Source organism: Klebsiella sp. KE9456, assembly GCF_043832615.1.
GTDB lineage: Bacteria > Pseudomonadota > Gammaproteobacteria > Enterobacterales > Enterobacteriaceae > Klebsiella > Klebsiella indica.
The window spans coordinates 1-25,207 of sequence record NZ_JBDYQK010000020.1 but is presented as its reverse complement, the minus strand read 5'-3'; the positions used below and the strand labels follow the sequence as shown (position 1 = coordinate 25,207).

General features: G+C 51.1%; 23 protein-coding genes and 5 pseudogenes. 17 read left to right on the top strand and 11 right to left on the bottom strand.

Going from position 1 to position 25,207, the window contains the following annotated elements:
- Window positions 1–34: 34 nt before the first annotated feature.
- Together ABK821_RS19055 and ABK821_RS19050 are read right to left on the bottom strand one after the other, a co-directional pair.
- Window positions 35–1,030 (bottom strand): LysR family transcriptional regulator, encoded by a 996-nt coding sequence (locus ABK821_RS19055; protein WP_395034075.1) that lies wholly within the window; start codon window positions 1,028–1,030, stop codon window positions 35–37.
- A 195-nt stretch (window positions 1,031–1,225) separates the two neighbouring features.
- Window positions 1,226–1,540 (bottom strand): annotated as a pseudogene (locus ABK821_RS19050) (PQQ-dependent sugar dehydrogenase); the annotation flags it as partial.
- Between the two features lie 423 nt (window positions 1,541–1,963).
- On the opposite strand from ABK821_RS19050, the gene ABK821_RS19045 reads away from it, so the two are divergent.
- Complete coding sequence (locus ABK821_RS19045) at window positions 1,964–2,866, top strand: NAD(P)-dependent oxidoreductase (RefSeq protein WP_395034074.1); 903 nt, start codon at window positions 1,964–1,966, stop codon at window positions 2,864–2,866.
- A gap of 177 nt (window positions 2,867–3,043) precedes the next feature.
- Here ABK821_RS19045 and ABK821_RS19040 read toward each other — a convergent pair whose 3' ends face one another.
- Complete coding sequence (locus tag ABK821_RS19040) at window positions 3,044–3,589, bottom strand: flavin reductase family protein (RefSeq protein WP_138358057.1); 546 nt, start codon at window positions 3,587–3,589, stop codon at window positions 3,044–3,046.
- A 182-nt stretch (window positions 3,590–3,771) separates the two neighbouring features.
- Here ABK821_RS19040 and ABK821_RS19035 point away from each other — a divergent pair, with 182 nt between their 5' ends.
- A complete protein-coding gene (locus ABK821_RS19035) occupies window positions 3,772–4,488 on the top strand; it encodes a GntR family transcriptional regulator (protein WP_138358055.1) in 717 nt (238 codons plus the stop codon).
- On the opposite strand, the gene ABK821_RS19030 is transcribed toward ABK821_RS19035, so the two are convergent.
- Complete coding sequence (locus ABK821_RS19030) at window positions 4,489–5,688, bottom strand: enolase C-terminal domain-like protein (RefSeq protein ID WP_395034072.1); 1,200 nt, start codon at window positions 5,686–5,688, stop codon at window positions 4,489–4,491. It lies immediately after the preceding gene.
- Between the two features lie 276 nt (window positions 5,689–5,964).
- Here ABK821_RS19030 and ABK821_RS19025 point away from each other — a divergent pair, with 276 nt between their 5' ends.
- The 3 genes from ABK821_RS19025 to ABK821_RS19015 all read left to right on the top strand — a co-directional run bounded on the left by ABK821_RS19025 (window position 5,965) and on the right by ABK821_RS19015 (window position 8,218).
- Window positions 5,965–7,332 (top strand): PTS transporter subunit EIIC, encoded by a 1,368-nt coding sequence (locus ABK821_RS19025; protein ID WP_142501754.1) that lies wholly within the window; start codon window positions 5,965–5,967, stop codon window positions 7,330–7,332.
- Window positions 7,333–7,748: 416 nt separating this feature from the next.
- Complete coding sequence (locus tag ABK821_RS19020) at window positions 7,749–8,006, top strand: hypothetical protein (RefSeq protein ID WP_138358049.1); 258 nt, start codon at window positions 7,749–7,751, stop codon at window positions 8,004–8,006.
- Window positions 8,003–8,218, top strand: a complete 216-nt coding sequence (locus tag ABK821_RS19015) for a hypothetical protein (RefSeq protein ID WP_138358047.1) — start codon at window positions 8,003–8,005, stop codon at window positions 8,216–8,218. The genes ABK821_RS19020 and ABK821_RS19015 overlap by 4 nt, the downstream gene beginning before the upstream one ends.
- 133 nt (window positions 8,219–8,351) lie before the next feature.
- On the opposite strand, the gene ABK821_RS19010 is transcribed toward ABK821_RS19015, so the two are convergent.
- Window positions 8,352–9,779, bottom strand: a complete 1,428-nt coding sequence (locus ABK821_RS19010; protein WP_343178328.1) for a PLP-dependent aminotransferase family protein — start codon at window positions 9,777–9,779, stop codon at window positions 8,352–8,354.
- Window positions 9,780–9,866: 87 nt separating this feature from the next.
- Between ABK821_RS19010 and ABK821_RS19005 the strand changes: the two genes are divergently transcribed.
- Window positions 9,867–10,481: a hypothetical protein gene (locus tag ABK821_RS19005; RefSeq protein ID WP_343178327.1), complete on the top strand. Its 615-nt coding sequence runs from the start codon at window positions 9,867–9,869 to the stop codon at window positions 10,479–10,481.
- 72 nt (window positions 10,482–10,553) lie between these two features.
- Here ABK821_RS19005 and ABK821_RS19000 read toward each other — a convergent pair whose 3' ends face one another.
- A complete protein-coding gene (locus ABK821_RS19000; RefSeq protein ID WP_343178326.1) occupies window positions 10,554–11,375 on the bottom strand; it encodes a nickel/cobalt efflux protein RcnA in 822 nt (273 codons plus the stop codon).
- A 164-nt stretch (window positions 11,376–11,539) separates the two neighbouring features.
- Between ABK821_RS19000 and ABK821_RS18995 the strand changes: the two genes are divergently transcribed.
- Window positions 11,540–11,812: a metal-sensing transcriptional repressor gene (locus tag ABK821_RS18995; RefSeq protein ID WP_138358039.1), complete on the top strand. Its 273-nt coding sequence runs from the start codon at window positions 11,540–11,542 to the stop codon at window positions 11,810–11,812.
- A gap of 245 nt (window positions 11,813–12,057) precedes the next feature.
- Here the strand turns inward: ABK821_RS18995 and ABK821_RS18990 are convergent, their stop codons facing one another.
- The gene (locus ABK821_RS18990; protein ID WP_138358037.1) at window positions 12,058–13,167 is read right to left on the bottom strand and encodes an ABC transporter ATP-binding protein; all 1,110 of its coding nucleotides are present in this window, start codon (window positions 13,165–13,167) and stop codon (window positions 12,058–12,060) included.
- A gap of 355 nt (window positions 13,168–13,522) precedes the next feature.
- Between ABK821_RS18990 and ABK821_RS18985 the strand changes: the two genes are divergently transcribed.
- From ABK821_RS18985 to ABK821_RS18960, 6 genes are all read left to right on the top strand, one after another.
- Window positions 13,523–14,755: a maltodextrin ABC transporter substrate-binding protein gene (locus ABK821_RS18985; protein WP_138358035.1), complete on the top strand. Its 1,233-nt coding sequence runs from the start codon at window positions 13,523–13,525 to the stop codon at window positions 14,753–14,755.
- A 55-nt stretch (window positions 14,756–14,810) separates the two neighbouring features.
- Complete coding sequence (locus ABK821_RS18980) at window positions 14,811–16,118, top strand: carbohydrate ABC transporter permease (protein WP_142501750.1); 1,308 nt, start codon at window positions 14,811–14,813, stop codon at window positions 16,116–16,118.
- 10 nt (window positions 16,119–16,128) lie between these two features.
- On the top strand, window positions 16,129–16,980 hold the full coding sequence (locus tag ABK821_RS18975; RefSeq protein ID WP_138358031.1) for a sugar ABC transporter permease: 852 nt from the start codon (window positions 16,129–16,131) through the stop codon (window positions 16,978–16,980).
- Window positions 16,981–16,984: 4 nt separating this feature from the next.
- A complete protein-coding gene (locus ABK821_RS18970) occupies window positions 16,985–18,187 on the top strand; it encodes an arabinogalactan endo-beta-1,4-galactanase (protein WP_138358029.1) in 1,203 nt (400 codons plus the stop codon).
- A gap of 31 nt (window positions 18,188–18,218) precedes the next feature.
- Complete coding sequence (locus tag ABK821_RS18965) at window positions 18,219–20,276, top strand: beta-galactosidase (protein ID WP_138358027.1); 2,058 nt, start codon at window positions 18,219–18,221, stop codon at window positions 20,274–20,276.
- A gap of 65 nt (window positions 20,277–20,341) precedes the next feature.
- The gene (locus tag ABK821_RS18960) at window positions 20,342–20,656 is read left to right on the top strand and encodes a glucose PTS transporter subunit EIIB (protein WP_138358025.1); all 315 of its coding nucleotides are present in this window, start codon (window positions 20,342–20,344) and stop codon (window positions 20,654–20,656) included.
- A gap of 120 nt (window positions 20,657–20,776) precedes the next feature.
- Here ABK821_RS18960 and ABK821_RS18955 read toward each other — a convergent pair whose 3' ends face one another.
- Window positions 20,777–22,048, bottom strand: a complete 1,272-nt coding sequence (locus ABK821_RS18955) for a maltoporin (protein WP_138358023.1) — start codon at window positions 22,046–22,048, stop codon at window positions 20,777–20,779.
- A gap of 268 nt (window positions 22,049–22,316) precedes the next feature.
- Between ABK821_RS18955 and ABK821_RS18950 the strand changes: the two genes are divergently transcribed.
- The 3 genes from ABK821_RS18950 (at window position 22,317) to ykgO (ending at window position 23,912) form a co-directional block, all read left to right on the top strand.
- Complete coding sequence (locus ABK821_RS18950; RefSeq protein ID WP_138358021.1) at window positions 22,317–23,390, top strand: LacI family DNA-binding transcriptional regulator; 1,074 nt, start codon at window positions 22,317–22,319, stop codon at window positions 23,388–23,390.
- 118 nt (window positions 23,391–23,508) lie between these two features.
- The gene (locus ABK821_RS18945) at window positions 23,509–23,772 is read left to right on the top strand and encodes a type B 50S ribosomal protein L31 (RefSeq protein WP_138358321.1); all 264 of its coding nucleotides are present in this window, start codon (window positions 23,509–23,511) and stop codon (window positions 23,770–23,772) included.
- Window positions 23,772–23,912 (top strand): type B 50S ribosomal protein L36, encoded by a 141-nt coding sequence (ykgO, locus tag ABK821_RS18940; protein WP_003859006.1) that lies wholly within the window; start codon window positions 23,772–23,774, stop codon window positions 23,910–23,912. Before ABK821_RS18945 ends, ykgO begins: the two co-directional genes overlap by 1 nt.
- Here ykgO and ABK821_RS18935 read toward each other — a convergent pair.
- Window positions 23,909–24,277: pseudogene (locus tag ABK821_RS18935) on the bottom strand (GNAT family N-acetyltransferase); the annotation flags it as partial. The gene ykgO and the pseudogene ABK821_RS18935 sit on opposite strands and share 4 nt — an antisense overlap.
- Here ABK821_RS18935 and ABK821_RS18930 point away from each other — a divergent pair.
- Window positions 24,218–24,598: pseudogene (locus tag ABK821_RS18930) on the top strand (PLP-dependent aminotransferase family protein); the annotation flags it as partial. The pseudogenes ABK821_RS18935 and ABK821_RS18930 sit on opposite strands and share 60 nt — an antisense overlap.
- A gap of 100 nt (window positions 24,599–24,698) precedes the next feature.
- On the opposite strand, the pseudogene ABK821_RS18925 reads toward ABK821_RS18930, so the two are convergent.
- A pseudogene (locus ABK821_RS18925) lies at window positions 24,699–25,082 on the bottom strand (YlaC family protein); the annotation flags it as partial.
- A 12-nt stretch (window positions 25,083–25,094) separates the two neighbouring features.
- Window positions 25,095–25,207, bottom strand: a pseudogene (locus tag ABK821_RS18920) (IS5 family transposase); the annotation flags it as partial.

Below are 25,207 nucleotides of genomic sequence, written 5' to 3'. Positions count from 1 at the left end.
GCGTGATATTCGGGGTGTTCCCTTCTTATGCAGGTTAACGAATGCCTTTGTCTGTTTTTGGGTTAACGTGGTTAACAGACTCATAAGTCATACCCTTACTTCGCTCCCAGTAGGGCGGTATTCCCACCTTTTCGACCATAAAATCGATAAAGGTTCGGACCTTACGTGGCAATATTCGCTTCTGCGGATAGAGTATCCAGATAGCGGTTTCAGCAGGGAACATACTAAATTCCCAGTCAGGAAAGACCCGTTGAATGTCGCCTTTTCTCTCTGCTTCATGGGACAACCAGTCCGGTAAAATGGCAATTCCCGCATGATTGCAGCAGGCATAAAGCATTGCGGCGCTGTCGCTGACGCTGAGACGATAATGTACAGGTATCCGTCGCCATGCGCCCGTTGAGCCGACTTTACGCGTAAACCACCCTGAACCATGCAGTCGCGAAAACATCACAGTAGCGATCTCTTCTTGCCTGTCGTTGTTGGTCCCGGGAGTTGCTGAAGGGGTGTTCTTTGCAATCCACTGTGGACTGGCCCAGGCTGAACGCGTTTGTGAGGCCAGCCTTCGGGCATGAATGGATGAGTCAGGCAATACGCCAATACGGATGCTTAAGTCGATACGGGATTCAATCAGATCTTGTATTTCATCATTGAAGCTGATATCCAGCGTAACGTTAGGGTGTAAGCGAAGAAACTCATCAACAAATGGCATAACATGCAATCGGCCAAATGTGCTGGGAACGCTAATGCGTAGCAGGCCGGAAGGGTGTTTATCCATCGCGGTCGTTAAATGACGCGCTTCTTCCCACTGTAATAACAATTGTTGAGCATGTGAGTAGAAAAAATCCCCTGTTTCCGTCAACGTTAACCCACGAGTAGACCGGTTAAATAGTGTGACATGTAAGTACTCTTCTAAATCAGAAATATGGCGGGAAGCAGTTGATACTTCGATATTTAATGCTTTGGCCGCAGCACTAAAGCTTTTAAGGTCCGCGGCGCTGACAAAGGTTCTGATTGCAGCTAAATGGTTCATCGAATTTTACGTCTCTTTTATGATGAATGCCTGTTCAGTAACCCACTCATGGCGAAGGCGCTTAATAATAATCGACTTGACTTTATTGCTCATCATTTTTTTCGTCCGTGGCTGTCCTGATATTTATTGGCGTGACTGGCGATGTATAAAAAGGGCATTCCCTGAATGCGAGAAGCCGAATGATAAGAACGGATATTATTTTTCGGTTACCCGCCAGACAGTATTGCCAACATCATCGGCGATAATTAATGCGCCCTGATTGTCCTGTGCGAGCCCCACGGGTGCGCCAGACAGTTCTTTTTCATCTTCGGAGACAACGCCACTAATAATACTTTCAGGTTTACCAACGGGCTTGCCTTCTTTAAATGCGATGAAACTGACGTTATAACCGTTAAGCGGCGAACGGTCCCGGCTACCGTGCTCACTGATGAATACGCCACCCTGGTATTTTTGCGGCAACATCCCGCCAGTATAAAACAACATGCCTAATGGCGCGACGTGGGAACTAAGGCGCCTTGTCTTTGACACAGGCAATAAAAAAACCATAAGGTTCGGGTTGAGAAAATTATAAAAGATGGTCGCAAGGATATTGCACCGTTTGGGAGCGTTATCACTCATTATTCATTCCTCGTCAGGGAGAGTGGGTACGAAGTGTGTTGATACTGTTTTTAGCCACATACATACGGGTGCATTGCAGCAGGGTAAATAACCCGATATGTTATTGGTTATTCATATTAAAAACGCGAAGTGATTATACATTTTGTTAACAGGTTCGATATGTCAAAATATGGAAATCAGTTTTGCATAAATCGCCATACCTTATAATGTTACACTCCGTTATGGTGGTATTCACCTAATCCAGTTACATAGCGTTAATCAGGGTATAACCGGAAACACTACGGAATTACATTGATGTAAGCAGGAGAAAATGTCATGAACTTACCTGTTGTTGCCGTCCTTGGACTCGGTGCCATGGGGCATGCGTTTGCCAGTAATTTGCTAAAAAATGGGTTTACCGTCCACGGCTGGAACCGTTCGCCAGCGCGAGGTGAGGATTTGCTTGCCAGTGGGCTCATCCGTCATGCGACACCACAGCAGGCAGTCGAGTCTGCGGAAGTGATCCTTTCCGTCCTGACGAATGCAGAAGCGACGTTAAATGTGATCCAACAGATAGCACCCGCGTGTCAGGATGGGGCTATCTTTTGTCAAATGGGCACTATTGGCGTAGAGGAAACCAAAGAGGCGGCAAACCTGCTGGAATCACTACGTCCTTCCCTGACTTATCTCGACGCCCCCGTATCGGGTACTAAAAAACCGGCAGAAAATGCGCAAATTCTGGTGCTCGCCAGCGGCGCTCGTACGCGTTGTATGGCGGCTGAGTGCGTGTTTTCTGCGATTGCCCGGCGAACTCAATGGTTTGGAGGCGTAGGGAGTAGTCAAAAAATGAAGCTCGTCCTCAATACGTGGCTGATTATGATGATGCAGGGCGTTGCCGAGAGTACTTTACTGGCGGCAAAATTAGGTTTTACACCTGCTGAGTTTTGGCAGGCGCTGGATGGTGGGCCACTGGCGGCACCGTATGTGAAAGCTAAACTGGAGATGATCGCGGAAAATCGTTTCTCACCGCAAATGCAGCTCAGTCATGCGCTGAAAGATGCGAATCTGGCACTTGATGCCGCAGGAGAAATCGAGCTCCCCATTCTGACAAAAATTGCCGATTGCTGGGACGATGCGGCAGATAATGGTTATTCAGACCTGGATCTGGCATCGATTTACCTCTGGCTTGCGAAACACTCTCACTTCGGCTCGCAAACTGCTTTATCAGAAGAGGTATGACGGGAACAGTTATGATAAGACCGTTCAGGGGCCCCACGCATTTATGGGCAATCGCGGGTAGCGAATGACCAAAATAGCGATCGTTTCCCGGACGCCTGCATAGTTCAAAAGCTGTCAGGTCCCTGAACTTAGTGATGCCGCTATGGCCCAATATCCCCTTTGCCGGACGAATAACGCTCAGGATACTTTGGTAAATAATGCCTGGCGGTCGATAATGTCGCCATCCGTGCGAAACAGACCACCTCCGGTGTAGTGCAGGGTTTGCGGCCAAGTCGGCTGGGGGTTCACCCGCGCGGCGACCACTTCAAAAATAAAGAAATTGTAGCTATCGATCATCGCGTCATCGTACAAACGGCATTCGAAATTGCCGTGACATTCGGCAATGGACGGGGCGCTAACCCGCTCGCTTTTTTCCGCCGTCAGCCCAAATTCAGCGAACTTATCGATTCTGTCGCCGCTGCAGTTACCAATTCCCGCGACGATATCTGCCATCTGTGCGTCGGGTAAGTTGATCACGCACTCACCGCTCTGGCGGATCCGCTCATAGCTGAGGTTACCGGCTGAGATCATGCACCCTATCAATGACGGAGTGAACTCGAGAATAGTATGCCAGCCCAGCGTCATAATATTGTTTTTACCCTGCCAGTGGCTGCTGACGAGCACGACCGGGCCGGGTTCCAGCCAGTGACGCACATCATGCAGGGGCCAGGATTGCTTTTTCATCGCGCTATCTCCATGAGTAAGCCTGTTTAAAAGATAGCAAATCCAGAGGATTATCTGGTTACTTTCTGCGCGCTGCGCAACAGGGCGTTGACAGCGCTTTACGGCACGGCCTGCTCTGTTTGATACTGTGAAAACAAACCTTCAAATGCGATAACACGCATTTCGTTCAGGAATGAATAAGGATGAAGAAAAAAGAGTTTGTCACTCAGGATCTGTTAAGCAAAATTTATCAAAGCAGTGAATCCGGGCCGCGCAAACTCCCTCCCGAAAGACAGCTGGCGGAAGAGTATGGTGTCTCCCGTTTTACCATTCGTCAGGCGATTGAAAAGCTGGCCAGCATTGGCGTCGTGCGGGTTGTGCAAGGGTCTGGGATCTGGATTAACGAGCAGGCGCGCAACAATCCGCTGGTCTACAATTCTATCACTGAAAAACGCTTCGATCAGATCCGCTTTCGGCTGGTCAGTCTGCATAAAAAACGTCCCGATCGCGATGAACAACAGATCTTTGGACTGACGGATGACAGTTTTATCTGGCAATTCTGTCGGCTGCGCTTTGTGGATGAAGAGGCTGTGCAAATTGAAATATCGCGCATGCCTGCCGCGGATTTCGCCGATCTGAATCAGCAAATCATCGAGAGCTCATTGCAGCAGTATGTCCTGAGAAAGGGATATCAGATTTCGCACATGCTGACGACCTATCGTGCGGTTGCTGTCAGTCGTGAGCAGGCGGCGCTGCTGGGCTGCAAGAAAGGCAGCCCGGCTATGCACATCAGTAATCGCGGGATTCTGGAAGGGGGTAGAGTGTATGAAATCAGCGATATCATTGATATCCACTACACCTGTACCTATGTGATTCCGCATAACCGGGCAAACCTCGCCTTCCGCCGGGGCGAGGCCTGATTACGGTGTGTGGATTGCGCCATCCGGCAGACGGCTTTGCGTCCACTCGTGCGGGCGGTAAACGACCGGGTAGCGTGCGCCTTCCTCCGCATTGAACGTTACGCCGATGCCCGGCGTTTGCGGCGCATAGATAAAACCGTCTTTCGCCACCGGCGCGCCGGGAAAAACGTTGTTGGTTTCCACTGAACAGGGAATGTATTCCTGGATCGCCGCGTTATGCAGATGAATATTTAGATGCGTGTTAACCGCGATCCCAATGGGAGACATATCGCCAGGACCATGCCAGGCAAGGCGTACACCAAAGGCCTGGCACAGCACGGCCAGTTTTAGTGCCGGAGTGATGCCGCCGATTTGCGAAATATGGCAGCGAATAAAATCGATGCGCCTGTTTACCACCAGTTCATGCCATTCCGCCGGGTTATTAAAAAGCTCTCCCATCGCCAGCGGAACACAGCTTTGCTGACGCACTTGCTCAAGCCAGGCACTCTGCTGCGGCGGCAAAATATCTTCAATAAAATACGGCTGATAGGGCTCCAGCAGCTTCGCCAGTTGTATTGCCTGCTGCGGGAAGAGGCGTTCGTGTACATCATGCAAAATTTGCAGACCAGAACCATACTTTTCCCGTAGCGCCCTGAACATGGCGACGGTATTGTCCATATATTCTTGCTGATCGAACCAGGCGCCGGGCGTTGGGTTTTCCGGAGTATGCAGTTGCGTCGGTGTCCCGCCGTAAAAACCTAACTGACAGCGAACATGACGATAGCCTTGTTCGCGCAGGTGGTCTACGCGGGCAAAGAGCGCTTCCAGCGTTTCACCGCTGGCATGGCTGTAGGCGGCAATGGCATCCCGGGATTGCCCGCCAAGCAACTGATAAAGCGGCATGCCTGCCAGTTGGCCTTTAATATCCCACAGCGCCATATCCACGCCGGATATCGCATTATTTATCACCGGACCGTTTCGCCAGTAGGCGTTAACGTTCATCATCTGCCAGAGATCTTCGATATGATTCGCGTCGCGCCCGATCAACAGCGGTTTCAGATACTCATCAACCATGGTTTTGACCGCCAGCGGACGCTGCTGGAAGGTTGCGCAGCCGTGGCCAGTAAGACCTTTGTCGGTGCTAACCCGCACGGTAATCAGGTTATGTCTGTCCGGGCGAGTGATAAAGCATTCGATATTTTGAATGATGGTTGGCGTCACTGGGAGACTCCTTTACAGCGAAGTGATGTGCCGATAGGGGTATTATCATCTCCTTAATTTTGTACTGTGGTAAACCTTTTTTTAATAAAAATTTTGGTAAGTTATTTTTGTTTAATTTAATTAAAAACCATACCAATTTTATTTTTATCGGGCTTTTTATGGCTTATTGATGGTAATTTGTGATGGAGTTCATGTTTTATTGGTTTGTTTTGAATGTCGACTTTCTCTACCCTTTTGGGCAGATATTAAAACGACAATATTCCTGCAGGAGCATTTATGGGGACGCAAGAAGCCATTACTAATATTATTCGTCTGGTCGGCGGACAGGATAATATCAACAATGTCTGGCACTGTATGACGCGCTTACGCTTTGATCTGGTTGATGATAATAAAGTTGATCAACACGCGATTAAGGCACTACCGGGCGTGCTTGGCGCGCAACTGCAAAGCGATCAGTTTCAGATTGTTATCGGACCGAAGGTAAATAGCTGGTATGAGCAAATGCTGACGGTGCTGGGAAAAGCGCCGCAAAACGAGACGCCTATTCAACGGCGCAAAAGTCTGGTATCGCTGTTTATGGATACGGTTTCCGGGGTGTTTGGTCCCATCGTGCCAGCGATTGCCGGTGCCGGGATGATAAAGGGCCTGCTGGCCGGGTTGATTGCTCTGAATGTGGTCTCGGCGAAAAGCGATACCGTGGTGGTGATTGACCTGATAGCCAGTGGCGTTTTTTATTTTCTGCCATTTTTCCTCGCCGTATCGGCGGCGAAAATTTTCAAAACCAATGAATATCTGGCGGCGGCAGTGGCTGCCTGTTTGATGTATCCATCGCTGATCGATGCTGCAAAGGCGCTGGCGTCGCATCAGGAAGGGGCGGTGAGCGCCTTCTGGTTACTCAACGCGATACCGGTTTCGGTATTTAACTATGCCGCAAGCGTTATTCCGGTGATTTTCTCCATTCTGGCGTTGAGTTATATTCACCGCTGGGTGGACAGGATCATGCCGGACGTATTAAAGACGGTCTTCACGCCGACGCTGACGCTGTTTCTCGCGGCGCTGGCGGCACTGGTGGTTATCGGGCCGATTGGGATCTGGTTGGGTAAAGTGCTGGCCTTGTTTATTCAGGGGTTATTTGGTATTTCAGCCAGTTTTGCCGGGCTGGTTGTGGGGGCGATTCGGCCGATCGCTATTCTTACCGGTATGCATCACGCAATGACGCCCATTGCGTTGCAAAACTTTAGCGAGCAGGGCTATGACATGTTGATGCCGATGATGTTTATGGCGAATATGGCGATTGCCGGGTCGACGTTCGCTATCTGGCGGATAAGTAACAACCGTCAGGACAAAACGGTGACGCTATCGGCGGCAATCTCCGCACTGTTGGGCATTACGGAGCCTGCGTTGTTTGGCGTCCTGACGCGTTATAAAAAAGCGTTTATTGCCGCGACGGTAGCAAGCTCGCTGGCCTCTGCATTTATTGCTTTCTTCGGGGTCCGGCTGTATGGCTATATTTTGTCGAGTATCTTTAGCCTGCCAGCGTATATTGGCCCGTATTTTGTTTTTGCCCTCTCCGGCGTGGCGATCGCGCTGCTGCTTTCTTTCCTGTTAACCACTGTACTGGTAGGTAAAGACACAGTGGAGTAGCTTGACGCTGGTGCGCCTGTTGGCGCGCCAGACGAATGCTCGCTATCTCTTCACCTTCAGTCATCGTCAGTGAGTTATTGCCCTTTGCTGCACGGGGCGGCCTGTGATTTTGTTGGCTATTCCGACGTGGCGCCTGTTTTAATATCGTTATGTATTTTTATGTAGGGAACAGCGTTGCGGTCATGCATGCTGTTTCTGTTCATGTGGACGTGTCTGGCGAAGAAAAGGCCACACGACGCCAGTGTCATAAATTTGAAATTTAAATGACATCTTATTGTCATCTTAATGTCATATATAACGTGCAGATTATTGATGGGAAAATGTTGTCGGGTATAAGCTAAAAATATATCTCTGGATTAGCATGTTAACTTCGTGTATTAATTCTATGATGATTTTATTTCACGGGAAGCGTGATTATGACCACAGTAGTTCTGAACGTAAAAATTGATAGCGAGTTAAAAGAAAAACTCCGTCAGTATGCGGAAGAAAATAACGAAAACTTAGGAACGGCCACGGAAAAACTGCTGCAGTTAGCCTTTCAGGTAGCAGAATCAGCAGATGAACCGGCGGTTTCAGAAGAAGATATCGATAACCAGCATGTCGAAGAGGAAACCTCTCCGTTAACCCCTAAAGAAATCAAGGCACTACGCAAAATCCTGAAGAAGAAAAAATGAAACAACAACTCTCTACAGCCAGCAATTATAGCGAAGCCTGTGACATGCTCCGTTCCGGGTACGTTAAACACGTGCGTTTGAACTGGAATATTGGTAGTGATGAGTTCTTTCGCCTTGCCTCCGACTGGTGTGATACAGGGGCTAAAATTAAAAAGGATGGAGACGGCTTTATTATTTCGCTAAAGGGATTTCCAATCCCACGCCAGCATTAATGGAATTATCTCGCTTTTGTCATCGCACTGACATTTTTCGATGACAAGGTTGAAACGCAATTTTATAAAAACATCTCGCAAGTATCATCGATGATGATTTTTGACGGGCTGGCACCAGCCCGTCGATATTTTATTAGATGATTTTCCTGATGCGGAAATGTGTTTTCTGTTCTGTGAGGCTATGCCATATCGGCTGCAGGGTATTAAAAGCCCTGCGCAGCTCTTCGTCCGACAGCGTAAAAGGTAAACGCAAATAACGGTCAAAGGCGCCAGCCAGACCAAATCGGGTTCCTGTCCCAATGTGAATGCCGTGACTTTCCGCGCGCGCGGAGAAGATCGTTGCCAGCATCTCCGGCAATTCAACCCAAAACGAGAGCCCGCCCTCCGGCGGCGTGAAGCGCCAGTGAGGAAAATACTCCGCCATTAGCGCACCGCACATATCCCGGCGGGCTGCCAGCATGTTTCGTCGCAATGGCAACAGGGAATGCTCGTTTTCCAGTAGCCAGCAGCAGGCTAGCTGTTCCAGCAATGGCGTGCCGAGATCGAGAGCGTCGCGCGCCTGAATTAATGAGGCAATTGTTCGCGAAGAGGCGCGGATCCAGCCGATGCGCAGGCCGCCCCAAAAACTTTTCCCCGCAGAGCCGATAGTGATTATCGGTGCGTCGACATTGAACGTTGCCAGCGGCGGCGGCGGTGGCGCGTCATACCATAAATCAACCATTGTTTCGTCCACCACCAGCGTGGTGTGGGTTTGTGCGGCGATATTGGCTACCCGCTGACGGGTGATGCTGTCCATACAGCGACCTGTGGGGTTATGGAAGTCCGGCATCAGCCAGGCCAGCCGTGGCGACGTTTGCGCAATCGTTGCCGCTAAACCGTCGCAGTCCCAGCCCTGCTGCGGTAACGCAACGCCAACCGGGCGGCAGTGCGCCCCCTGAATCGCGCTAATGGCCATGGGGTAAGTTGGCGCATCCACCACGACGCGATCCCCTGGCCCGGTTAATAAACGCAGCGCCAGCGCGAATCCGCTGAGCGCTCCATTGACGATCATCACTTCATCGCTACGTGTCGGCAGGCCGCGTTGGTTATAGCGGCTGGCGATTGCGGCGCGCAGCTGCGGTAGCCCCTGTTGATCGTAACCGGTGTTCGCTAAATGCTGCGGCATGATTTTGAGGGCCTGGCGGTAGGCCTGATGAATCTCTGGCCCGGCGCTAAGCGCGGCGACGGCCAAATTGATGGATAACGGGGCCGGGTTTTCCGCTGCCGTCTCCATAGGTCGTTCCGGCAGGGCAATACGCGAACCGCTTCCCTGGCGGCTGTAAAGGTAGCCCTCTTCTCGTAGTTGTCCGAGCGCGCTGGCAACGGTGGTACGGCTGATATTCAGGGATGCCGCCAGTTCACGCTCGCCGGGCAGACGGGTTTCCAGCGGCAGACGGCCATCGAGGATCAGCAGGCGTAACGCTTCCGCCAGTTGACGCCAGAGCGGTGTACGAGAGTGAGATTCCTGCCAGTTGCCGAGCAGGCGTACCAGTGACTGAGAACCAAAGCGACGAGCAGACATAGCGATCCACTTTTTAAAAACTGGCCATTAATTATCAATCCATTTTTACTGATGATGTGGATGATCGCAATTGTCCTGAGGTGAAAAATGATCCGTCGTTTATTGCAGCTTTATATTGGTCTGGTTCTGTATGGCGTATCGACCGCGTTATTTGTGCATGCCAGCCTGGGGGCCGATCCGTGGGATGTGTTTCACCTTGGTATTGGCAAGCAGTTCCGTCTGGATTTCGGTACGGTCATGATTCTGACGGGGGCGGCAGTGCTGCTGCTGTGGATCCCGCTACGCCAAATGCCGGGGCTGGGAACGGTGAGCAATGTGATTGTGCTGGGGCTGGCAGCAAATGCCACTCTGGCGATGTTGCCGCCGCTGGAATCGCTGGTGGCACGCAGTCTGTTGCTGGTAGCGGCTATTGTGCTCAATGCGCTGGCGACGGGGATGTATATTGGCGCAGGTTTTGGCCCCGGGCCACGTGATGGCCTGATGACGGGCCTGCATGCGCGTACCGGCTGGTCGTTGCGCGGCATTCGTACGGTAATTGAAGTTTCCGTCCTGCTGATTGGCTGGCTGATGGGCGGTAATTTTGGCCCGGGAACCGTGCTTTATGCTTTGACGATTGGGCCGCTGATCCAACTGTGCCTGCCGTGGTTTCGCCAGCCCATAGGGGGTAAAGCGCTGGCAAAACCCGATGAGGCGGTTTCCTGATTTTACGCTGTCAGCGGGTACAGAAGCTGACCTGCCGAATCTCCGGAAAACCTGTTGATGCCGGGAAGGCAACTACAGGTTATTCCAGCCATAAAACAGCATATATAAGCCCAGCGCCATAATCAGCGTGCCGGAAATCCATGGCGCTTTGTGGGACAGGGCGTTCAGACCGGGCCAACGATTAGCGACATGCCTGAGACTCAGGGCGGCAATCGCTCCAGAGGCCACTAAGGTGAGCGCAAGCCCGACGCTAAAACTTAGCACCAGGGTGGCGCCCAGCGAGAATTTTTTCAGTTGCAGGCAGATAAGCAGGACGGTAATTGACGCCGGGCAGGGGATGAGCCCGCCCGTTAGCCCGAACAGCATAATCTGCCCGGTGGTGGCTCGCTGACTGTTAAAACGACGATTAATTTCTTCAGCGTGCGCGCGCTGGTGAGCATCCTGCTGGCGATCGGCGGCGATCAGCGGATGTTGATGAGTATGGGGATTGTGTCCATGCGGATGATCGTGATGATGGTGCTCATGCTCATGCTCATGCTCATGCTCATGCCAGTGAGATACCAGCCAGGTACGCCACAGCATCCAGCAGGAAATTAACACGATGAGTATCCCGGAGATCAACTGAAACCAGGGTTCTGATGTTTGCGCATTCCAGCCGCGGCCAAACCACAGCCCCGCCATTGCCACCAGCCAGACCACCGCCGTATGCGACACTGTCGCCGCTAAGCCCAGAAGTACAGCCTGTTTCAGCGTGCCGTGCACTGCCACAATAAATGCCGCCATCATGGTTTTCGAGTGTCCGGGCTCAAGGCCGTGCAGCGCACCTAATAGAATCGCTCCGGGGATAAACAGCCAGGCATTGCCCTGTTGCAGCAGTAACGTGAAATCGTTCATATGGCGTTCCTTGACAAACGTGACTGTATACTACTCCCCCCCAGTAAGCTAATACTACCCCCCAGTAGAAAAATACTCCGGGGGAGTAGGGCGTGTTATGCTGTTCTCATTGGATACTGTGTTGTCAGTGAAAATGACCTATTAATCAAACCGTGGATCGCGTCATGTCACATACCGTTCGTCACAAGAAGATGTTATTGACCAGATTGAAGAAAATTCAGGGGCAAAGCACCGCTCTGGAAAAAATGCTCAATCGGGAGCATGAGTGTGCAGAGGTTTTGCAGCAGCTGGCGGCGATTCGCGGCGCGGTTAACGGTATGATGCTGCAGGTCATCCAGGGGCATTTAACAGACCATGTGGTTAAAGAGCCGGAAGAAGGCCAGCGTGAAGCTGACCTTGACGTGGTGATGCAGGTGATAAAATCCTATCTGAAATAGCATCAGGTCCGGAGTTGTTCAGGGGCGTCGGATCCGACAACCCACGGGACGCACGGCGTCTTTGATCGCAAAGCCGTCTTCGGGGACGGCGCGCCCGACCAACGCGGAGCCGCTTGCGCCGTTTTTGGCTTTTTCCCTTCGGCGATGGTCGCCAGATTAAGTGCTTCCTTACCGTCGCTATGTATTGTGAATACGTGGCGCATATTCCTGTGCTCAAGCGCAGTCACGATAATCAGACACTGCGTTTAATGGGCATCAGGTGCGGCGATATCGGCGCTAATCCGTTGATCATTTTCGTCGAACACCATGCAGTAGCGATCGTCAAACGCAACGCTGATTTTCTGCCAGGGCTGGAAATGAACGTCGCCGGGCAACAGAACTTTGACGTTATCGTGGCCATAGCACTGGCCGAACAGATAGGTATTGTTGCCCAGTCTCTCAACGACTTCACATTGAAACTCGACAACGGTACCAATATTTACATCCGTTGAAAGGTGTTCAGGACGAATACCAAGCGTAACGGAAGCACCCGGTTGTAACGGTGATGTGGTGATATGGAGCGTCAGATGGTGGTCTTGCGCCATCTTCACGCTAAGTTGATCGGGTTGCCAGGCGGTCACCGTTGCGGGCAGGAAGTTCATTTTGGGCGAACCGATAAATCCGGCGACGAACTTATTCACCGGGTTGTAATACAGCGACATCGGTGAACCCGTCTGCTCTACTTTCCCGTAGTTCATCACGACGATTTTATCGGCCAGGGTCATCGCTTCGACCTGATCGTGGGTCACATAAACCATCGTGGTCTTGAGTTCATGATGGAGTTTGGCGATATGCAGACGCATTTCAACACGCAGTTCAGCATCAAGGTTGGAGAGCGGTTCGTCAAACATAAACACCCGCGGATTGCGCACAATGGCGCGACCAATTGCCACGCGTTGACGCTGGCCACCAGAAAGTTGTTTCGGTTTACGATCTAATAAATGAGAGAGTTGCAGCGTTTTTGCGACCATTTCAACCTGACGGCGAATGTCATCTTTTGGCACTTTGTTGACCTTCAGACCATAACCCATATTTTCCGCCACCGTCATATGCGGATAGAGCGCATAGGACTGGAATACCATGGCGACGCCGCGATGTGCCGGAACGACGTCATTCATCACCTCATCGCCAATCAGCACCTCACCGTCGCTGACCTCTTCCAGCCCGGCGATCATCCGCAGGAGAGTGGATTTACCACAGCCGGATGGGCCCACGAATACCGCAAATTCGCCATCTTCAATATCAAGGTTTATCTGATGCAGCGTCACTGTACTGCCGAACCGTTTAGTGACATTCCTCAGTCGTATATTGGACATCAACATTCCCCAGGTTAGTAGCCGTTGTTTGCCGTTGGGATTTGGACTGTAAACTGTTTTTTGTATAACGTATAACAACTCAGCCTGACGATGCTCAACGACACTAAAATCATGCACTGACTATAACTTCCAGATTTTTCGCGCCCTATATTGAAGTTTCATTTCTGTAATCATGATCACACAACTGGCAGCTTTTAGTGGTTTTATTGGTATTCAAAGCGTAGCGTATAACAAATCAAAGATAACGAGATTGTTGTTCATGAATCGCTATTTCTCAATTGATTAAGCGATTAACCGAAGTCACCACTTCACAATTAAAACCATTAAATTGTTATACCTTCACATGAGGTTGATAATGAAAAAGAACACTCTTGCTGCACTGATCCTTACTGCCCTGACTGCCGGGCAACTCGCGAGCGTGCAGGCGCACGCGGCTGGACAGCTAAACGTTTGGGAAGACATTAAAAAAGCCGATGGTATTAAAGCCGCGGTGAGCGATTTTGAAAAGCAGTTCAACGTCAAGGTTAACGTACAGGAGATGCCCTACGCCCAGCAGTTGGAAAAGCTGCGTCTTGATGGACCGGCAGGGATCGGGCCGGATGTGTTGGTGATCCCTAATGACCAGTTAGGTGGCGCGGTTGTCCAGGGGCTGCTGTCTCCTTTGACGATGGATAAAGCAAAGCAGGCGGCCTTTACGCCGGCATCAATCAACGCCTTCCGGATGGATAACGTGCTTTATGGCGTGCCGAAAGCGGTGGAAACCCTGGTACTGATTTATAACAAAGACCTGATCGACAAACCGCTGGATAGCCTGCAGGCGTGGTTCGACTATTCGAAAAAACAGCGTGATGCGGGCAAATACGGCCTGTTGGCGAAATTTGACCAGATCTACTACAGCTGGGGTGTTATCGCCCCAATGGGCGGTTATATCTTTGGCAAAAACGATAAGGGCGGTTTCAACCCGCAGGATATTGGCCTGAACAAGCCTGGCGCGGTGGAAGCGGTGACCTTCCTGAAAAAATTCTACACCGATAAGGTTTTCCCGGCAGGGATCCTCGGCGATAACGGGCTGAATGCCATCGACTCGCTGTTTACCGAGAAGAAAGCGGCGGCGGTCATCAATGGTCCGTGGGCTTTCCAGCCCTATGAAGCGGCAGGGATTAACTATGGCGTTGTTCCGCTGCCAATGCTGCCGGATGGCAAGCCAATGAGCTCCTTCCTCGGCGTGAAAGGCTATGTGGTGTCGACCTGGAGTAAAGATAAAGCGCTGGCGCAGAAGTTCATCGAATTTATCAACCAGCCGCAGTATGTGAAAGCGCGTTACATCGCCACGGGCGAAATCCCGCCGTTGAAATCGATGATCGACGATCCGGTGATTAAGAATGATGAAAAGGCCAGCGCGGTGGCGGTGCAGTCTGCGCGGGCAACGGCAATGCCGGGGATCCCGGAAATGGGTGAAGTCTGGGGGCCGGCCAATGCCGCGCTGGAGCTGAGCCTGACCGGTAAACAGGAGCCGAAGGCGGCGCTTGATAGCGCAGTGAAGCAGATCAAGATGCAAATCGAAGCGATGCAGGCCAGCAATCAGTAACCAGGTGATGTAACAGAACGGGAGGAGGGCCTCCCGTTTTTAGAAGGAGTGGTGTGTGATTATCAATCCCAGCGAAAATATTGCCGAGGCGCGTGGCGCGGGACGCCATGCGTGGTGCGGCCTGTTGCTGGCTATCGTGCCGGGCTTTGGACAGTTTTATCACCGCCAGTGGCTGAAGGGGATTGTCTTCCTGGCGCTGCTGAGCAGTTTTATGCGCATTTTTTATGATTTTCTCAGCGAAGGCCTGTGGGGGTTATACACCTTAGGTGAAGAGGTGCCGCGGGATAACTCTATTTTTCTGCTGGCGGAAGGGATCATCAGCGTACTGGTTATCGCCTTCGGTCTGCTTATCTATTTTCTCTCGCTGCGTGATGCGTGGGTAAATGGCAAAAAACGCGATGAAGGCCTGGCGCTGAATAGCGTACGTAAACAGTATCAAATGCTGCTTAGCGACGGTTTTCCTTATCTGATGATCACGCCTGGCTTTATTTTGCTGGTGTTTGTCGTCATTTTCCCGATTCTGTTCGGTTTCGCGATCGCGTTTACTAACTACAACCTTTATCACACGCCGCCAGCGAAGCTGGTGGACTGGGTGGGATTCAAAAATTTCATCAATATTTTTACCCTGTCCATCTGGCGCTCAACCTTCTTTGACGTGCTGCAATGGACGGTCGTATGGACGCTGCTGGCGACAACGTTGCAATGCACCGTCGGCGTGCTGCTGGCGATTCTGGTCAACCAGAAAGATCTGCGCTTTAAACCAATGATTCGCACGATTTTTATCCTGCCGTGGGCAGTGCCAGGGTTTGTCACGATTCTGGTTTTTGCCGGGATGTTCAACGATTCATTCGGGGTGATTAATAACGCGATATTGTCGTTCCTGGATATTAGTCCGAAGGCGTGGCTGACCGACCCGTTCTGGACCAGGACTGCGCTGATCATGATGCAGACCTGGCTTGGCTTCCCGTTTGTTTTCGCCATGACCACCGGCGTACTGCAGGCGATCCCGGACGATCTCTATGAAGCGGCCACTATGGATGGCGCCAGTGCATTTACCCGCCTGCGGACCATTACGCTGCCGCTGGTGCTGTACTCCATTGCGCCGATCATCATCACGCAATACACCTTCAATTTTAACAACTTCAACATTATCTATCTGTTCAACAACGGCGGCCCGGCGGTGGCGGGGTCTAATGCCGGCGGCACGGATATTCTGGTGTCGTGGATCTACAAATTAACGATGTCGTCTTCGCAATACGCCATCGCGGCCACCATTACGATCCTGCTGTCGATTTTTGTCGTCGGTCTGGCGTTGTGGCAGTTCCGCGCCACTAAATCCTTTAAAAATGACGATATGGCGTAAGGGAAGCAACATGGCTAAAGCACCGAGTATTAAACGCGAAAAGTGGATTCGTCTGTCACTTACCTGGCTGGTGGTCATCCTGGTGTCGACGATCATTATTTATCCGCTGATCTGGACGGTAGGGGCGTCGCTGAATGCCGGGAATAGTTTGCTGAGCACATCAATAATCCCGGAAAACCTGTCGTTTCAGCATTATGAGGATTTGTTCAACGGTAATGTGAATTATCTGACCTGGTACTGGAATTCGATGAAGATCAGTTTCATGACCATGGTGCTGACGTTAATCAGCGTCAGTTTCACCGCCTATGCGTTCTCCCGCTTTCGTTTTAAAGGGCGACAGAATGGGCTGATGCTGTTTTTGCTATTGCAGATGATCCCGCAGTTCTCAGCGCTGATTGCGATCTTTGTTCTTTCGCAACTGCTGGGGCTGATCAACAGCCACCTGGCGCTGGTGCTGATCTACGTTGGCGGCATGATCCCGATGAATACCTGGCTAATGAAAGGTTATCTGGATGCGATCCCAAAAGATCTGGACGAGTCGGCGCGGATGGATGGCGCCAGCAGTTTTCGTATTTTTATCGAAATTATCATGCCGCTGTCGAAGCCGATTCTGGCGGTCGTTGCGCTGTTTTCGTTCACCGGCCCGCTGGGGGATTTCATTCTCTCCAGCACCATCCTGCGTACGCCGGATAAGTACACGCTGCCGATTGGCCTGTATAACCTGGTCGCGCAGAAGATGGGGGCCAGCTATACCACCTACGCGGCGGGAGCGGTGCTGATTGCTGTCCCGGTCGCGATTTTGTATCTGGCGCTCCAAAAATACTTTGTTTCCGGTCTGACCTCCGGTAGTACAAAAGGATAATCCCATGAAAAAATTCCCTCCCGTATGGTTTGCTGTTGCTCTGGCATGCTCATTTTCCGCCACTACGCTTGCGGAAGAGACGCTGCAAACCAGGCCGTTTAGCAACATGCCTGCCGATTTTATTAAAGGCGCGGATATCTCCACGCTGCTGGATGCTGAAAAATACGGCGCAAAGTTCTTTAACCACAATAATCAGCCTGAAGACCCGATCGCGATTCTGAAGGCTGATGGTGTGAATTATGTTCGCCTGCGGTTGTGGGTTGATCCTAAAGATGCTCAGGGCCAGCGTTATGGCGGCGGGGATAACGATCTGGCGACGACGCTGGCGCTGGCGAAGCGCGCAAAAGCCCAGGGGATGAAGTTGCTGCTCGATTTTCACTACAGTGATTTCTGGACCGATCCAGGCAAACAGTTCAAACCGAAAGCCTGGGAAAAAATGGATTATCCACAGCTGAAAACCGCGATCCACGACTATACCCGTGACACGATCGCGCGCTTTAAGCAGGAGGGCGTACTGCCGGATATGGTGCAGATCGGCAACGAAATCAATGGCGGCATACTGTGGCCGGAAGGAAAAAGCTGGGGGCAGGGCGGCGGTGAGTTCGATCGTCTGGCAGGGCTGCTTAATGCCGCTATCAGCGGCCTGAAGGAAAATCTTACTCACGGTGAGAAGGTAAAAATCATGCTCCATCTGGCTGAAGGGACCAAAAATGACACCTTCCGCTGGTGGTTTGATGAAATCAGCAAACGCAATGTGCCTTATGACATTATCGGCCTGTCGATGTACACCTACTGGAATGGTCCGATTAGCGCGCTGAAAGCCAATATGGATGATATCAGTCAGCGCTATCATAAAGACGTGATTGTTGTCGAAGCCGCGTATGCTTATACCCTGAAGAACTGCGATAACGCCGAAAACAGTTTTCAGGCAAAAGAGGAAAAGGCCGGGGGTTACCCTGCTACCGTCCAGGGGCAATACAATTATATTCATGACTTAATGCAGGCGGTAGCTGATGTTCCGGATCATCGGGGCAAAGGTATTTTTTATTGGGAGCCGACGTGGATTGCCGTACCGGGAAATACCTGGGCGACGCCTGCCGGTATGAAATATATCCACGATGAGTGGAAAGAGGGTAATGCGCGGGAAAATCAGGCGCTATTTGATTGCCAGGGAAAAGCATTGCCATCATTGAAAGTGTTTAATTAATTATTCAGCTTTATATTTCAGGATGTTTATTATGAAGAAATTTTCGCCTTTGAGCCCGAAGGTCAATGCGCTATTGCATGGCGCCGACTATAATCCGGAGCAGTGGGAGAACTACCCCGATATTATTGATAAAGATATTGCCATGATGCAGCAGGCAAAATGTAATGTCATGTCGGTGGGAATATTTAGCTGGGCGAAACTGGAACCTCAGGAAGGCGTATTTGAATTTGGCTGGCTGGATAATATTCTTGATAAATTGTATGCCGCTGGCATTCATGTGTTTCTCGCCACCCCAAGCGGTGCGCGCCCGGCGTGGATGTCGCAAAAGTACCCTCAGGTGCTGCGCGTAGGCCGCGATCGCGTACCGGCGCTGCACGGCGGACGTCATAATCACTGTATGTCATCGCCGGTTTATCGCGAGAAAACCTTGAAAATCAATACGCTGCTGGCAGAGCGTTATTCTCATCATCCGGCGGTACTGGGCTGGCATATTTCCAACGAATATGGCGGCGAGTGCCACTGTGATCTGTGCCAGCAGCGATTCCGCGACTGGCTGCAAGCGCGCTACAAAACGCTGGATAACCTCAATCATGCCTGGTGGAGCACTTTCTGGAGCCATACTTATAGCGACTGGTCGCAGATTGAATCTCCGGCTCCGCAGGGGGAGATCTCAATTCATGGCCTCAACCTTGACTGGCATCGTTTCAATACCGCGCAGGTGACTGACTTCTGTCGTCATGAAATCGCCCCGCTGAAAGCGGCGAATGCCGACCTGCCGGTCACAACCAACTTCATGGAGTATTTCTACGATTACGACTACTGGCAACTGGCGCAGACGCTGGACTTTATCTCATGGGACAGTTATCCCATGTGGCACCGTGATAAAGACGAAACCACGCTGGCCTGCTACACCGCCATGTATCACGACATGATGCGCAGCCTGAAAGGGGGGAAACCTTTTGTATTGATGGAATCCACGCCGAGCACGACCAACTGGCAGCCGACCAGTAAGCTGAAGAAGCCGGGAATGCATATTCTCTCTTCCCTGCAGGCGGTGGCGCACGGCGCTGATTCAGTGCAGTATTTTCAGTGGCGCAAGAGTCGCGGTTCGGTGGAGAAGTTTCATGGTGCGGTTATCGACCATGTCGGCCATCTGGACACGCGCGTGGGCCGTGAAGTCACTAAACTCGGTGATATGTTAAGCAAGCTCCAGGGCGTGGTGGGGTGCAGAACAGAGGCTAAAGTCGCGATTATTTTCGACCAGCAAAACCGCTGGGCGCTGGATGATGCGCAGGGGCCGCGTAATCTCGGCATGGAGTATGAAAATACCGTCAACGAGCACTACCGTCCGTTCTGGGAACAGGGTATCGCGGTTGATATTATTGATGCTGACGTTGATCTGAGCGCTTATCAACTGGTCATTGCGCCGATGTTATATATGGTTCGCGACGGCTTTGCCGAACGTGCCGAGGCGTTTGTGGCTAACGGCGGCCATTTAGTGACAACATACTGGACGGGGATTGTTAACGAATCGGACCTGTGCCATCTCGGTGGTTTCCCTGGCCCGCTACGTAAATTGCTGGGTATCTGGGCGGAGGAGATCGACTGTCTGAATGATGGTGAACGTAATCTTGTGCAGGGCCTGGCTGGCAATGAAGGCGGATTGCAGGGACCGTATCAGGTACGCCATCTGTGTGAACTGATTCATACCGAAACGGCGCAACCGCTGGCGACCTACCGCGATGATTTTTACGCAGGAAGACCGGCGGTCACCGTGAACCACTTCGGCAAGGGCAAGGCCTGGCATGTGGCTTCGCGCAACGATCTGGCCTTCCAGCGGGATCTCTTTGCCACTCTCAGCGAAGAACTGGCGCTGCCGCGTGCGGTTGAAGTCGAATTCCCGCCAGGCGTGGTGGCGACCGCGCGTACCGATGGTGAAACCACGTACGTATTCCTGCAAAACTTCAGCGCACAGCAGCATAGCGTAACCCTGCCGCAGGGCTATCAGGATAGTCTTACCGCGACGGCGCTGAATGGGCCGTTAACGTTAAATGCATGGGATTGTCGTGTCCTTAGCCGTAACGCGTAATTTTTCTTTACCCGCGCCTGCCCCTGAGAGCAGGCGTTTTTTTATCTGTCTGTCAGGAGTCTGTTATGGTGAGTTTGAAATCCTTTCTGAATTATTTTTCTCAACCCCGTAAGATGGAACCGTTGAGTCATGCGGAACAACAACAGATTGAAAATTTAATTCAGGCCTTTGGCGGTGAGAGCAACATTATTAATGTTGATGCCTGTATTACCCGTTTACGGGTTACGGTAAATAATCTGGCGGTTATTGATTCCCGGTCTTTGCAGCAGCAGGGGGCGCTTGGTGTAATTATTCTTGGGCAACAGGTACATGCTATATTCGGGAAGCAGTCTGATGCCTTGCGACAATTACTTGATGAACACTTTGCCAGCCGTAAATAAAAAATGGGATAACCCAATAATGGGTTATCCCGAAAATATAGCAAGCATTCAATGGCAATAATGATTACCGGAGGGTAATTAACGACCTTACAGTGGGAGATAAAACAGATTTAAATATCATTACCACCAGGCTTCTACCTGGACACCAAAGTTCCACGTATTGTTGGCTGTTTGATCTTCGAACGGCTTACCATTCTCAGAATCATTCAGCCAGGATGCGAAAATACGCAGTTCCGGGCGTGACATAAAGTCTGGACCATCCGCCAGACCCAGTGCAATGGTGTATTTTTCACCTGCCTGTTTGTAATCGGTATTGTTCTTGTAGCTATCTTTCTGGTAAAAACCGCCCACTTCGCCAATCAGACGCACGTAGTCGGTGAACTGATATTGCCCGCGAGCCACCAGCGAGATCATACGCGTTTTATCCGTGTACTCAGTAATGTTATCCGCCGATCCCCAGGTCAGTACATGGTTAACGGAGAATTTGTCGGTAATCGGGATTAAACCCGTATTGATCACGCGATAGCCGGTGGCGTCATTAACGTAGTGCCACATGTCATACCAGCCGCCGCCCTGGGAGACCATGTTTTGCGCCAGCCCTTTATTCGCATACTGCAACACCGTCTTGTTGTAGCCGCCCAGCATATCCTGACTGATTTCACCGGTCAGCATAACGCCATTTTCAGCATCATATAGCCCGCCGTAGGTGTCTTGCTTCTTGGTGGTGTTCGGCATCGCATAATCGATACCAAATTCTGTCCATGAACCGGACCAGGGCTTCCAGCCTGCGTAGCGTAGATCGAGGTAATTAATGTTGACGTTGCTGTCGCCATCGACGCGATAGTCAACGTCGTTGGCGTCTCCGCGGATCCAGGCAAATGAGACGGCGCCTGGGCCGAATGTGTAATTTTCAATCCCCGCGCCGGAACCGGAAATGTTCCAGTATTTGGTGTCGATGATGTGGAGATCGTGGCGCTGATAGTAGCGTTTACCGCCCCAAATGACGGCATTCGGATCGCCGGGAATCAGGCCTTTGATTTGCAGGTTCAACTGACGTAGGCCGAACTGCGCATCATCATCCAGCGTTGTTTCGTTATCGTTAGAGCCATCAGACACCATGCTGACCATGCTGTCGAGATAAAAACTGACGTCGTCTTTTTTGTAAACTTCTGAACCTAACTCCAGCTCGCCATAGGTATCGGATTCATTACCCAGACGTCCCAGTTTATTTTTTTGCCATTCGGCTTCACTTCCGTCACCGGAGACCCCAACTCCGGCGCGCAGATAACCATGAAAATCGATACCCGGGACTGTAGCGGAAGCGGCAAACACGGATGGTGAAATCAGCGCAGCGGCCAACGCAACGGAGAGTGTGCGTAGCGTAGTGTTCATGTCATTCCTCTTATTTTTTGTATTACGTTCACATAACAAGTGTCATAAAAGTCCTAAATCAGAGTCCAGGCAAATGGATGATCGCTATAGTGTGATTAACTGCAAATAAATAAGCGGGTTTTGTTACGGGTAGTGAGTCTATTCACATTTTGTTGTATTGTGAACGTCATACTTTTTGTGAGGATTGTTGTTCAGGAAGTGCTGCAATGGGCGTTTTTTAAAATTGCCCCTGTTACAATCCAGGGATAACAATATAAGGAACCGGACCATGAAGTCTAAAAGCGCGACCTTAGAAGATGTTGCCCGCCATGCGGGTGTCTCCTATCAGACCGTGTCCAGGGTACTCAATAAGTCTGCTAATGTATCCAAAGCCACGCGCAGTAAGGTAGAGAAATCCATTAAAGAATTGCGGTATGTCCCTAATCGTCTGGCACAACAACTGGTCGGTAAGCGGAGTCATACCGTGGGTCTGGTGACGACTTCCCTTGCATTGCATGCGCCGTCCCAGGTTGCTGCGGCGGTGAAACGCTATGCGAATATGGAAGGGTATCAGGTGCTTATTTCAATGATCGATGAGAGCGTCAACCAAAGTATTCAGGATTCGATCAATGAACTGAAGTCCCAGCGGGTAGATAAGGTTATCATCAATGTGCCGCTTGAGACTGAAAAAGCACAGAAAATTGCGGTTGATAACGATGATATCGTCTGTCTTTTTTTGGATGTTGATCCCTATAGTTCTGTGTTTAACGTTTCGTTTAATCCGGCTGATGGTACCCGGGCCAGCGTCAAATACCTGTATGAAATGGGTCATCGGGAGATCGCCGTACTGGCCGGGCCTGAAAGCTCGGTATCGGCAAGATTACGTTTGAAAAGCTGGATAGAGACGCTGGAAAGTTATGGGCTACAGCCAGTAACGGTGATTCGCGGTAACTGGGATGCGCAGAGTGGTTATGCGGGGGCGCTACAAATGCTGCGTGAAACGCCAAACTTTACTGCGGTTCTGGTGGGCAATGACCAGATGGCGCTTGGCGTGCTGAGCGCGTTTCATCAGCATCAGGTACCGATCCCGGGAGAAAAGTCAGTCATTGGTTACGATGATACTTATGAAAGCTCTTTCTTTTATCCGGCGCTAACAACCGTATCGTTGGATCTTGATCTGCAGGGAAAAGAAGCCGTGCGTCGCATCCTTGATAGCGGCGATAACGAGACATCCCATACATCTTCTATTCTCCCGGCTCGTCTGGTGGTACGCCACTCTAGCGGGCCTAAAACGGAATCTGGTAAAAACCTGCAATCTATTGCCGAGCAGCTACGGGTGCTGGCGCATCAGTTAAATCCTTAATCCGGAGAAGGGCGGCCAGTGCCGCCGACTCTCTATTACCCACGGAGTTGTCATGGTTGATCTTTGTATCGGTCTGGCGTATTTTATTGTTATGTTATAACATATTATTGAGGCCATGATGAAACCCAATATTCATCCGCACTACCGCACGGTGGTCTTTCATGACACCAGCGCCAACGAGTATTTTAAAGTCGGTTCAACGATTAAAACTGAACGTGAGATTGAACTGGAAGGCGTCACGTATCCCTATGTAACAATTGATGTGTCGTCCAAATCGCATCCTTATTACACTGGCAAACAGAAAACGTTCAACAATGAAGGCAGTACCGCGCGCTTCCGCCAGCGTTTCGGTGGCTTTCTTGATGCGAAAAGGAGCAAATAATGCAGGTACTTAATTCCTTACGCAGCGCCAAACAGCGCCACCCGGATTGCCAGATCGTTAAGCGCAAAGGGCGGCTGTACGTGATTTGCAAAAGTAATCCCCGCTTTAAGGCCGTGCAGGGACGTAAAAAAAGACGTTAACGGAAACTTTCCAGTCTGCGTAACTGTTGGCCGTCGGCGCTGAAATTGTCGGCGGCCAGCCATTGCCGTATCGCTTTATCAATTCGCGGCCACTCGCTATCGATAATGGAAAACCAGTCGGTATCGCGATTGTGGCCTTTTACCACCAGCGCCTGCCGAAAGCGCCCCTCGTACTGAAATCCCAGCCGCAGCGCCGCCCGACGAGAAGGCTCGTTCAGGCTATTACATTTCCACTCGTAGCGGCGATAGCCGAGAGTTTCAAACACGTAACGCATCAGCAGCCACTGGGCTTCGGTTGCCATTGCCGTGCTATGGCGAAGCGGCTGAGGTCGTCGCGCAATACTCTCGACAGCGCCCTGGAGCAACCGAAGGATATCTGCGGCATAGCCATCAGGAAACGTATGTTGCAGCGCTGAAATCACTGGGAAAGGATAACGAGGAAGAGCTGATTGTCGTGCTCTCTGAGCGTTTGCAGACATGATAGACAGGCACGCATCATGACTCGCCAACGTTACACTTTACGCCGGGTGTGCCTGCGGTGAATTATTTCCCGCTTTTTATCTGGCGTCGGCTCCTTGACAAGTTATTGCGTGAAGAGGGGGGCGTATTGTTGGGCTCTGGCGACACGCAAGGAGAACCGGAGGCTATGGCAGGCGATTGCCCGTCATCTGGCAGCGTTAAGCCGTTTTTATCTTGACGCGAAAAACGCCAGAAGCGGCTTGGTTTTGGGCTACGGTAATACGTCCGCCGCGCATTTTATTCCGGCGTTGCGGACGCTGAATCGTCTTATTGGGCCGTTCCGTCGCGGGTAAGAGAAAATACATCGTAGAATGAAAGCTCACCTTTGGTATCAATCATTTTCCGCAACTGCGTTTTTTGTTTATCGGCGACGCGGGGGGATTGCAGGATACGCTCGATCAGCTGGTTGGGAACAAATCGGGTGTTGTACCATTCGCCGTTGTAGCAAACGCGAAAGTCCAGTACATCAATATCCTCGTAGCGATAGCGGGGATAGACATCAAAGAAGAAAAAACCGTTTAGCAGAACGAACAGGACGATAAGCAGCCACACTGAGTCTACCAGCGTTTCTGAACGCATCATCACAACGAGTGTGGCCAGGAAAGCCGCGTACATGGCAACAAACAGCCACGGGTGATGACGAATAAAGCTAGGCTGTGTCCCTTAACTTAACAATCGCCTTAAAAATAACCTGATCGCCCCCAGTTTTAGCATGCTCAGGTAGTTTCTGGCTGTTTTTTCCGAACGTGTGGCGATTCGCCTGTTTTCTTTCAATG

Bases quoted from the DNA above. Each gene is read 5' to 3' on its own strand.
- ABK821_RS19035 (WP_138358055.1), top strand. From the start codon at position 3,772: ATGAAGAAAAAAGAGTTTGTCACTCAGGATCTGTTAAGCAAAATTTAT.
- ABK821_RS19015 (WP_138358047.1), top strand. From the start codon at position 8,003: ATGAAACAACAACTCTCTACAGCCAGCAATTATAGCGAAGCCTGTGAC.
- ykgO (WP_003859006.1), top strand. From the start codon at position 23,772: ATGCAGGTACTTAATTCCTTACGCAGCGCCAAACAGCGCCACCCGGAT.
- ABK821_RS18975 (WP_138358031.1), top strand. From the start codon at position 16,129: ATGGCTAAAGCACCGAGTATTAAACGCGAAAAGTGGATTCGTCTGTCA.
- ABK821_RS18965 (WP_138358027.1), top strand. From the start codon at position 18,219: ATGAAGAAATTTTCGCCTTTGAGCCCGAAGGTCAATGCGCTATTGCAT.
- ABK821_RS19020 (WP_138358049.1), top strand. From the start codon at position 7,749: ATGACCACAGTAGTTCTGAACGTAAAAATTGATAGCGAGTTAAAAGAA.
- ABK821_RS18970 (WP_138358029.1), top strand. From the start codon at position 16,985: ATGAAAAAATTCCCTCCCGTATGGTTTGCTGTTGCTCTGGCATGCTCA.
- ABK821_RS18995 (WP_138358039.1), top strand. From the start codon at position 11,540: ATGTCACATACCGTTCGTCACAAGAAGATGTTATTGACCAGATTGAAG.
- ABK821_RS19055 (WP_395034075.1), bottom strand. From the start codon at position 1,030: ATGAACCATTTAGCTGCAATCAGAACCTTTGTCAGCGCCGCGGACCTT.
- ABK821_RS18985 (WP_138358035.1), top strand. From the start codon at position 13,523: ATGAAAAAGAACACTCTTGCTGCACTGATCCTTACTGCCCTGACTGCC.
- ABK821_RS19000 (WP_343178326.1), bottom strand. From the start codon at position 11,375: ATGAACGATTTCACGTTACTGCTGCAACAGGGCAATGCCTGGCTGTTT.
- ABK821_RS18960 (WP_138358025.1), top strand. From the start codon at position 20,342: ATGGTGAGTTTGAAATCCTTTCTGAATTATTTTTCTCAACCCCGTAAG.
- ABK821_RS18990 (WP_138358037.1), bottom strand. From the start codon at position 13,167: ATGTCCAATATACGACTGAGGAATGTCACTAAACGGTTCGGCAGTACA.
- ABK821_RS19005 (WP_343178327.1), top strand. From the start codon at position 9,867: ATGATCCGTCGTTTATTGCAGCTTTATATTGGTCTGGTTCTGTATGGC.
- ABK821_RS18955 (WP_138358023.1), bottom strand. From the start codon at position 22,048: ATGAACACTACGCTACGCACACTCTCCGTTGCGTTGGCCGCTGCGCTG.
- ABK821_RS19025 (WP_142501754.1), top strand. From the start codon at position 5,965: ATGGGGACGCAAGAAGCCATTACTAATATTATTCGTCTGGTCGGCGGA.
- ABK821_RS19010 (WP_343178328.1), bottom strand. From the start codon at position 9,779: ATGTCTGCTCGTCGCTTTGGTTCTCAGTCACTGGTACGCCTGCTCGGC.
- ABK821_RS19040 (WP_138358057.1), bottom strand. From the start codon at position 3,589: ATGAAAAAGCAATCCTGGCCCCTGCATGATGTGCGTCACTGGCTGGAA.
- ABK821_RS19045 (WP_395034074.1), top strand. From the start codon at position 1,964: ATGAACTTACCTGTTGTTGCCGTCCTTGGACTCGGTGCCATGGGGCAT.
- ABK821_RS18945 (WP_138358321.1), top strand. From the start codon at position 23,509: ATGAAACCCAATATTCATCCGCACTACCGCACGGTGGTCTTTCATGAC.
- ABK821_RS18950 (WP_138358021.1), top strand. From the start codon at position 22,317: ATGAAGTCTAAAAGCGCGACCTTAGAAGATGTTGCCCGCCATGCGGGT.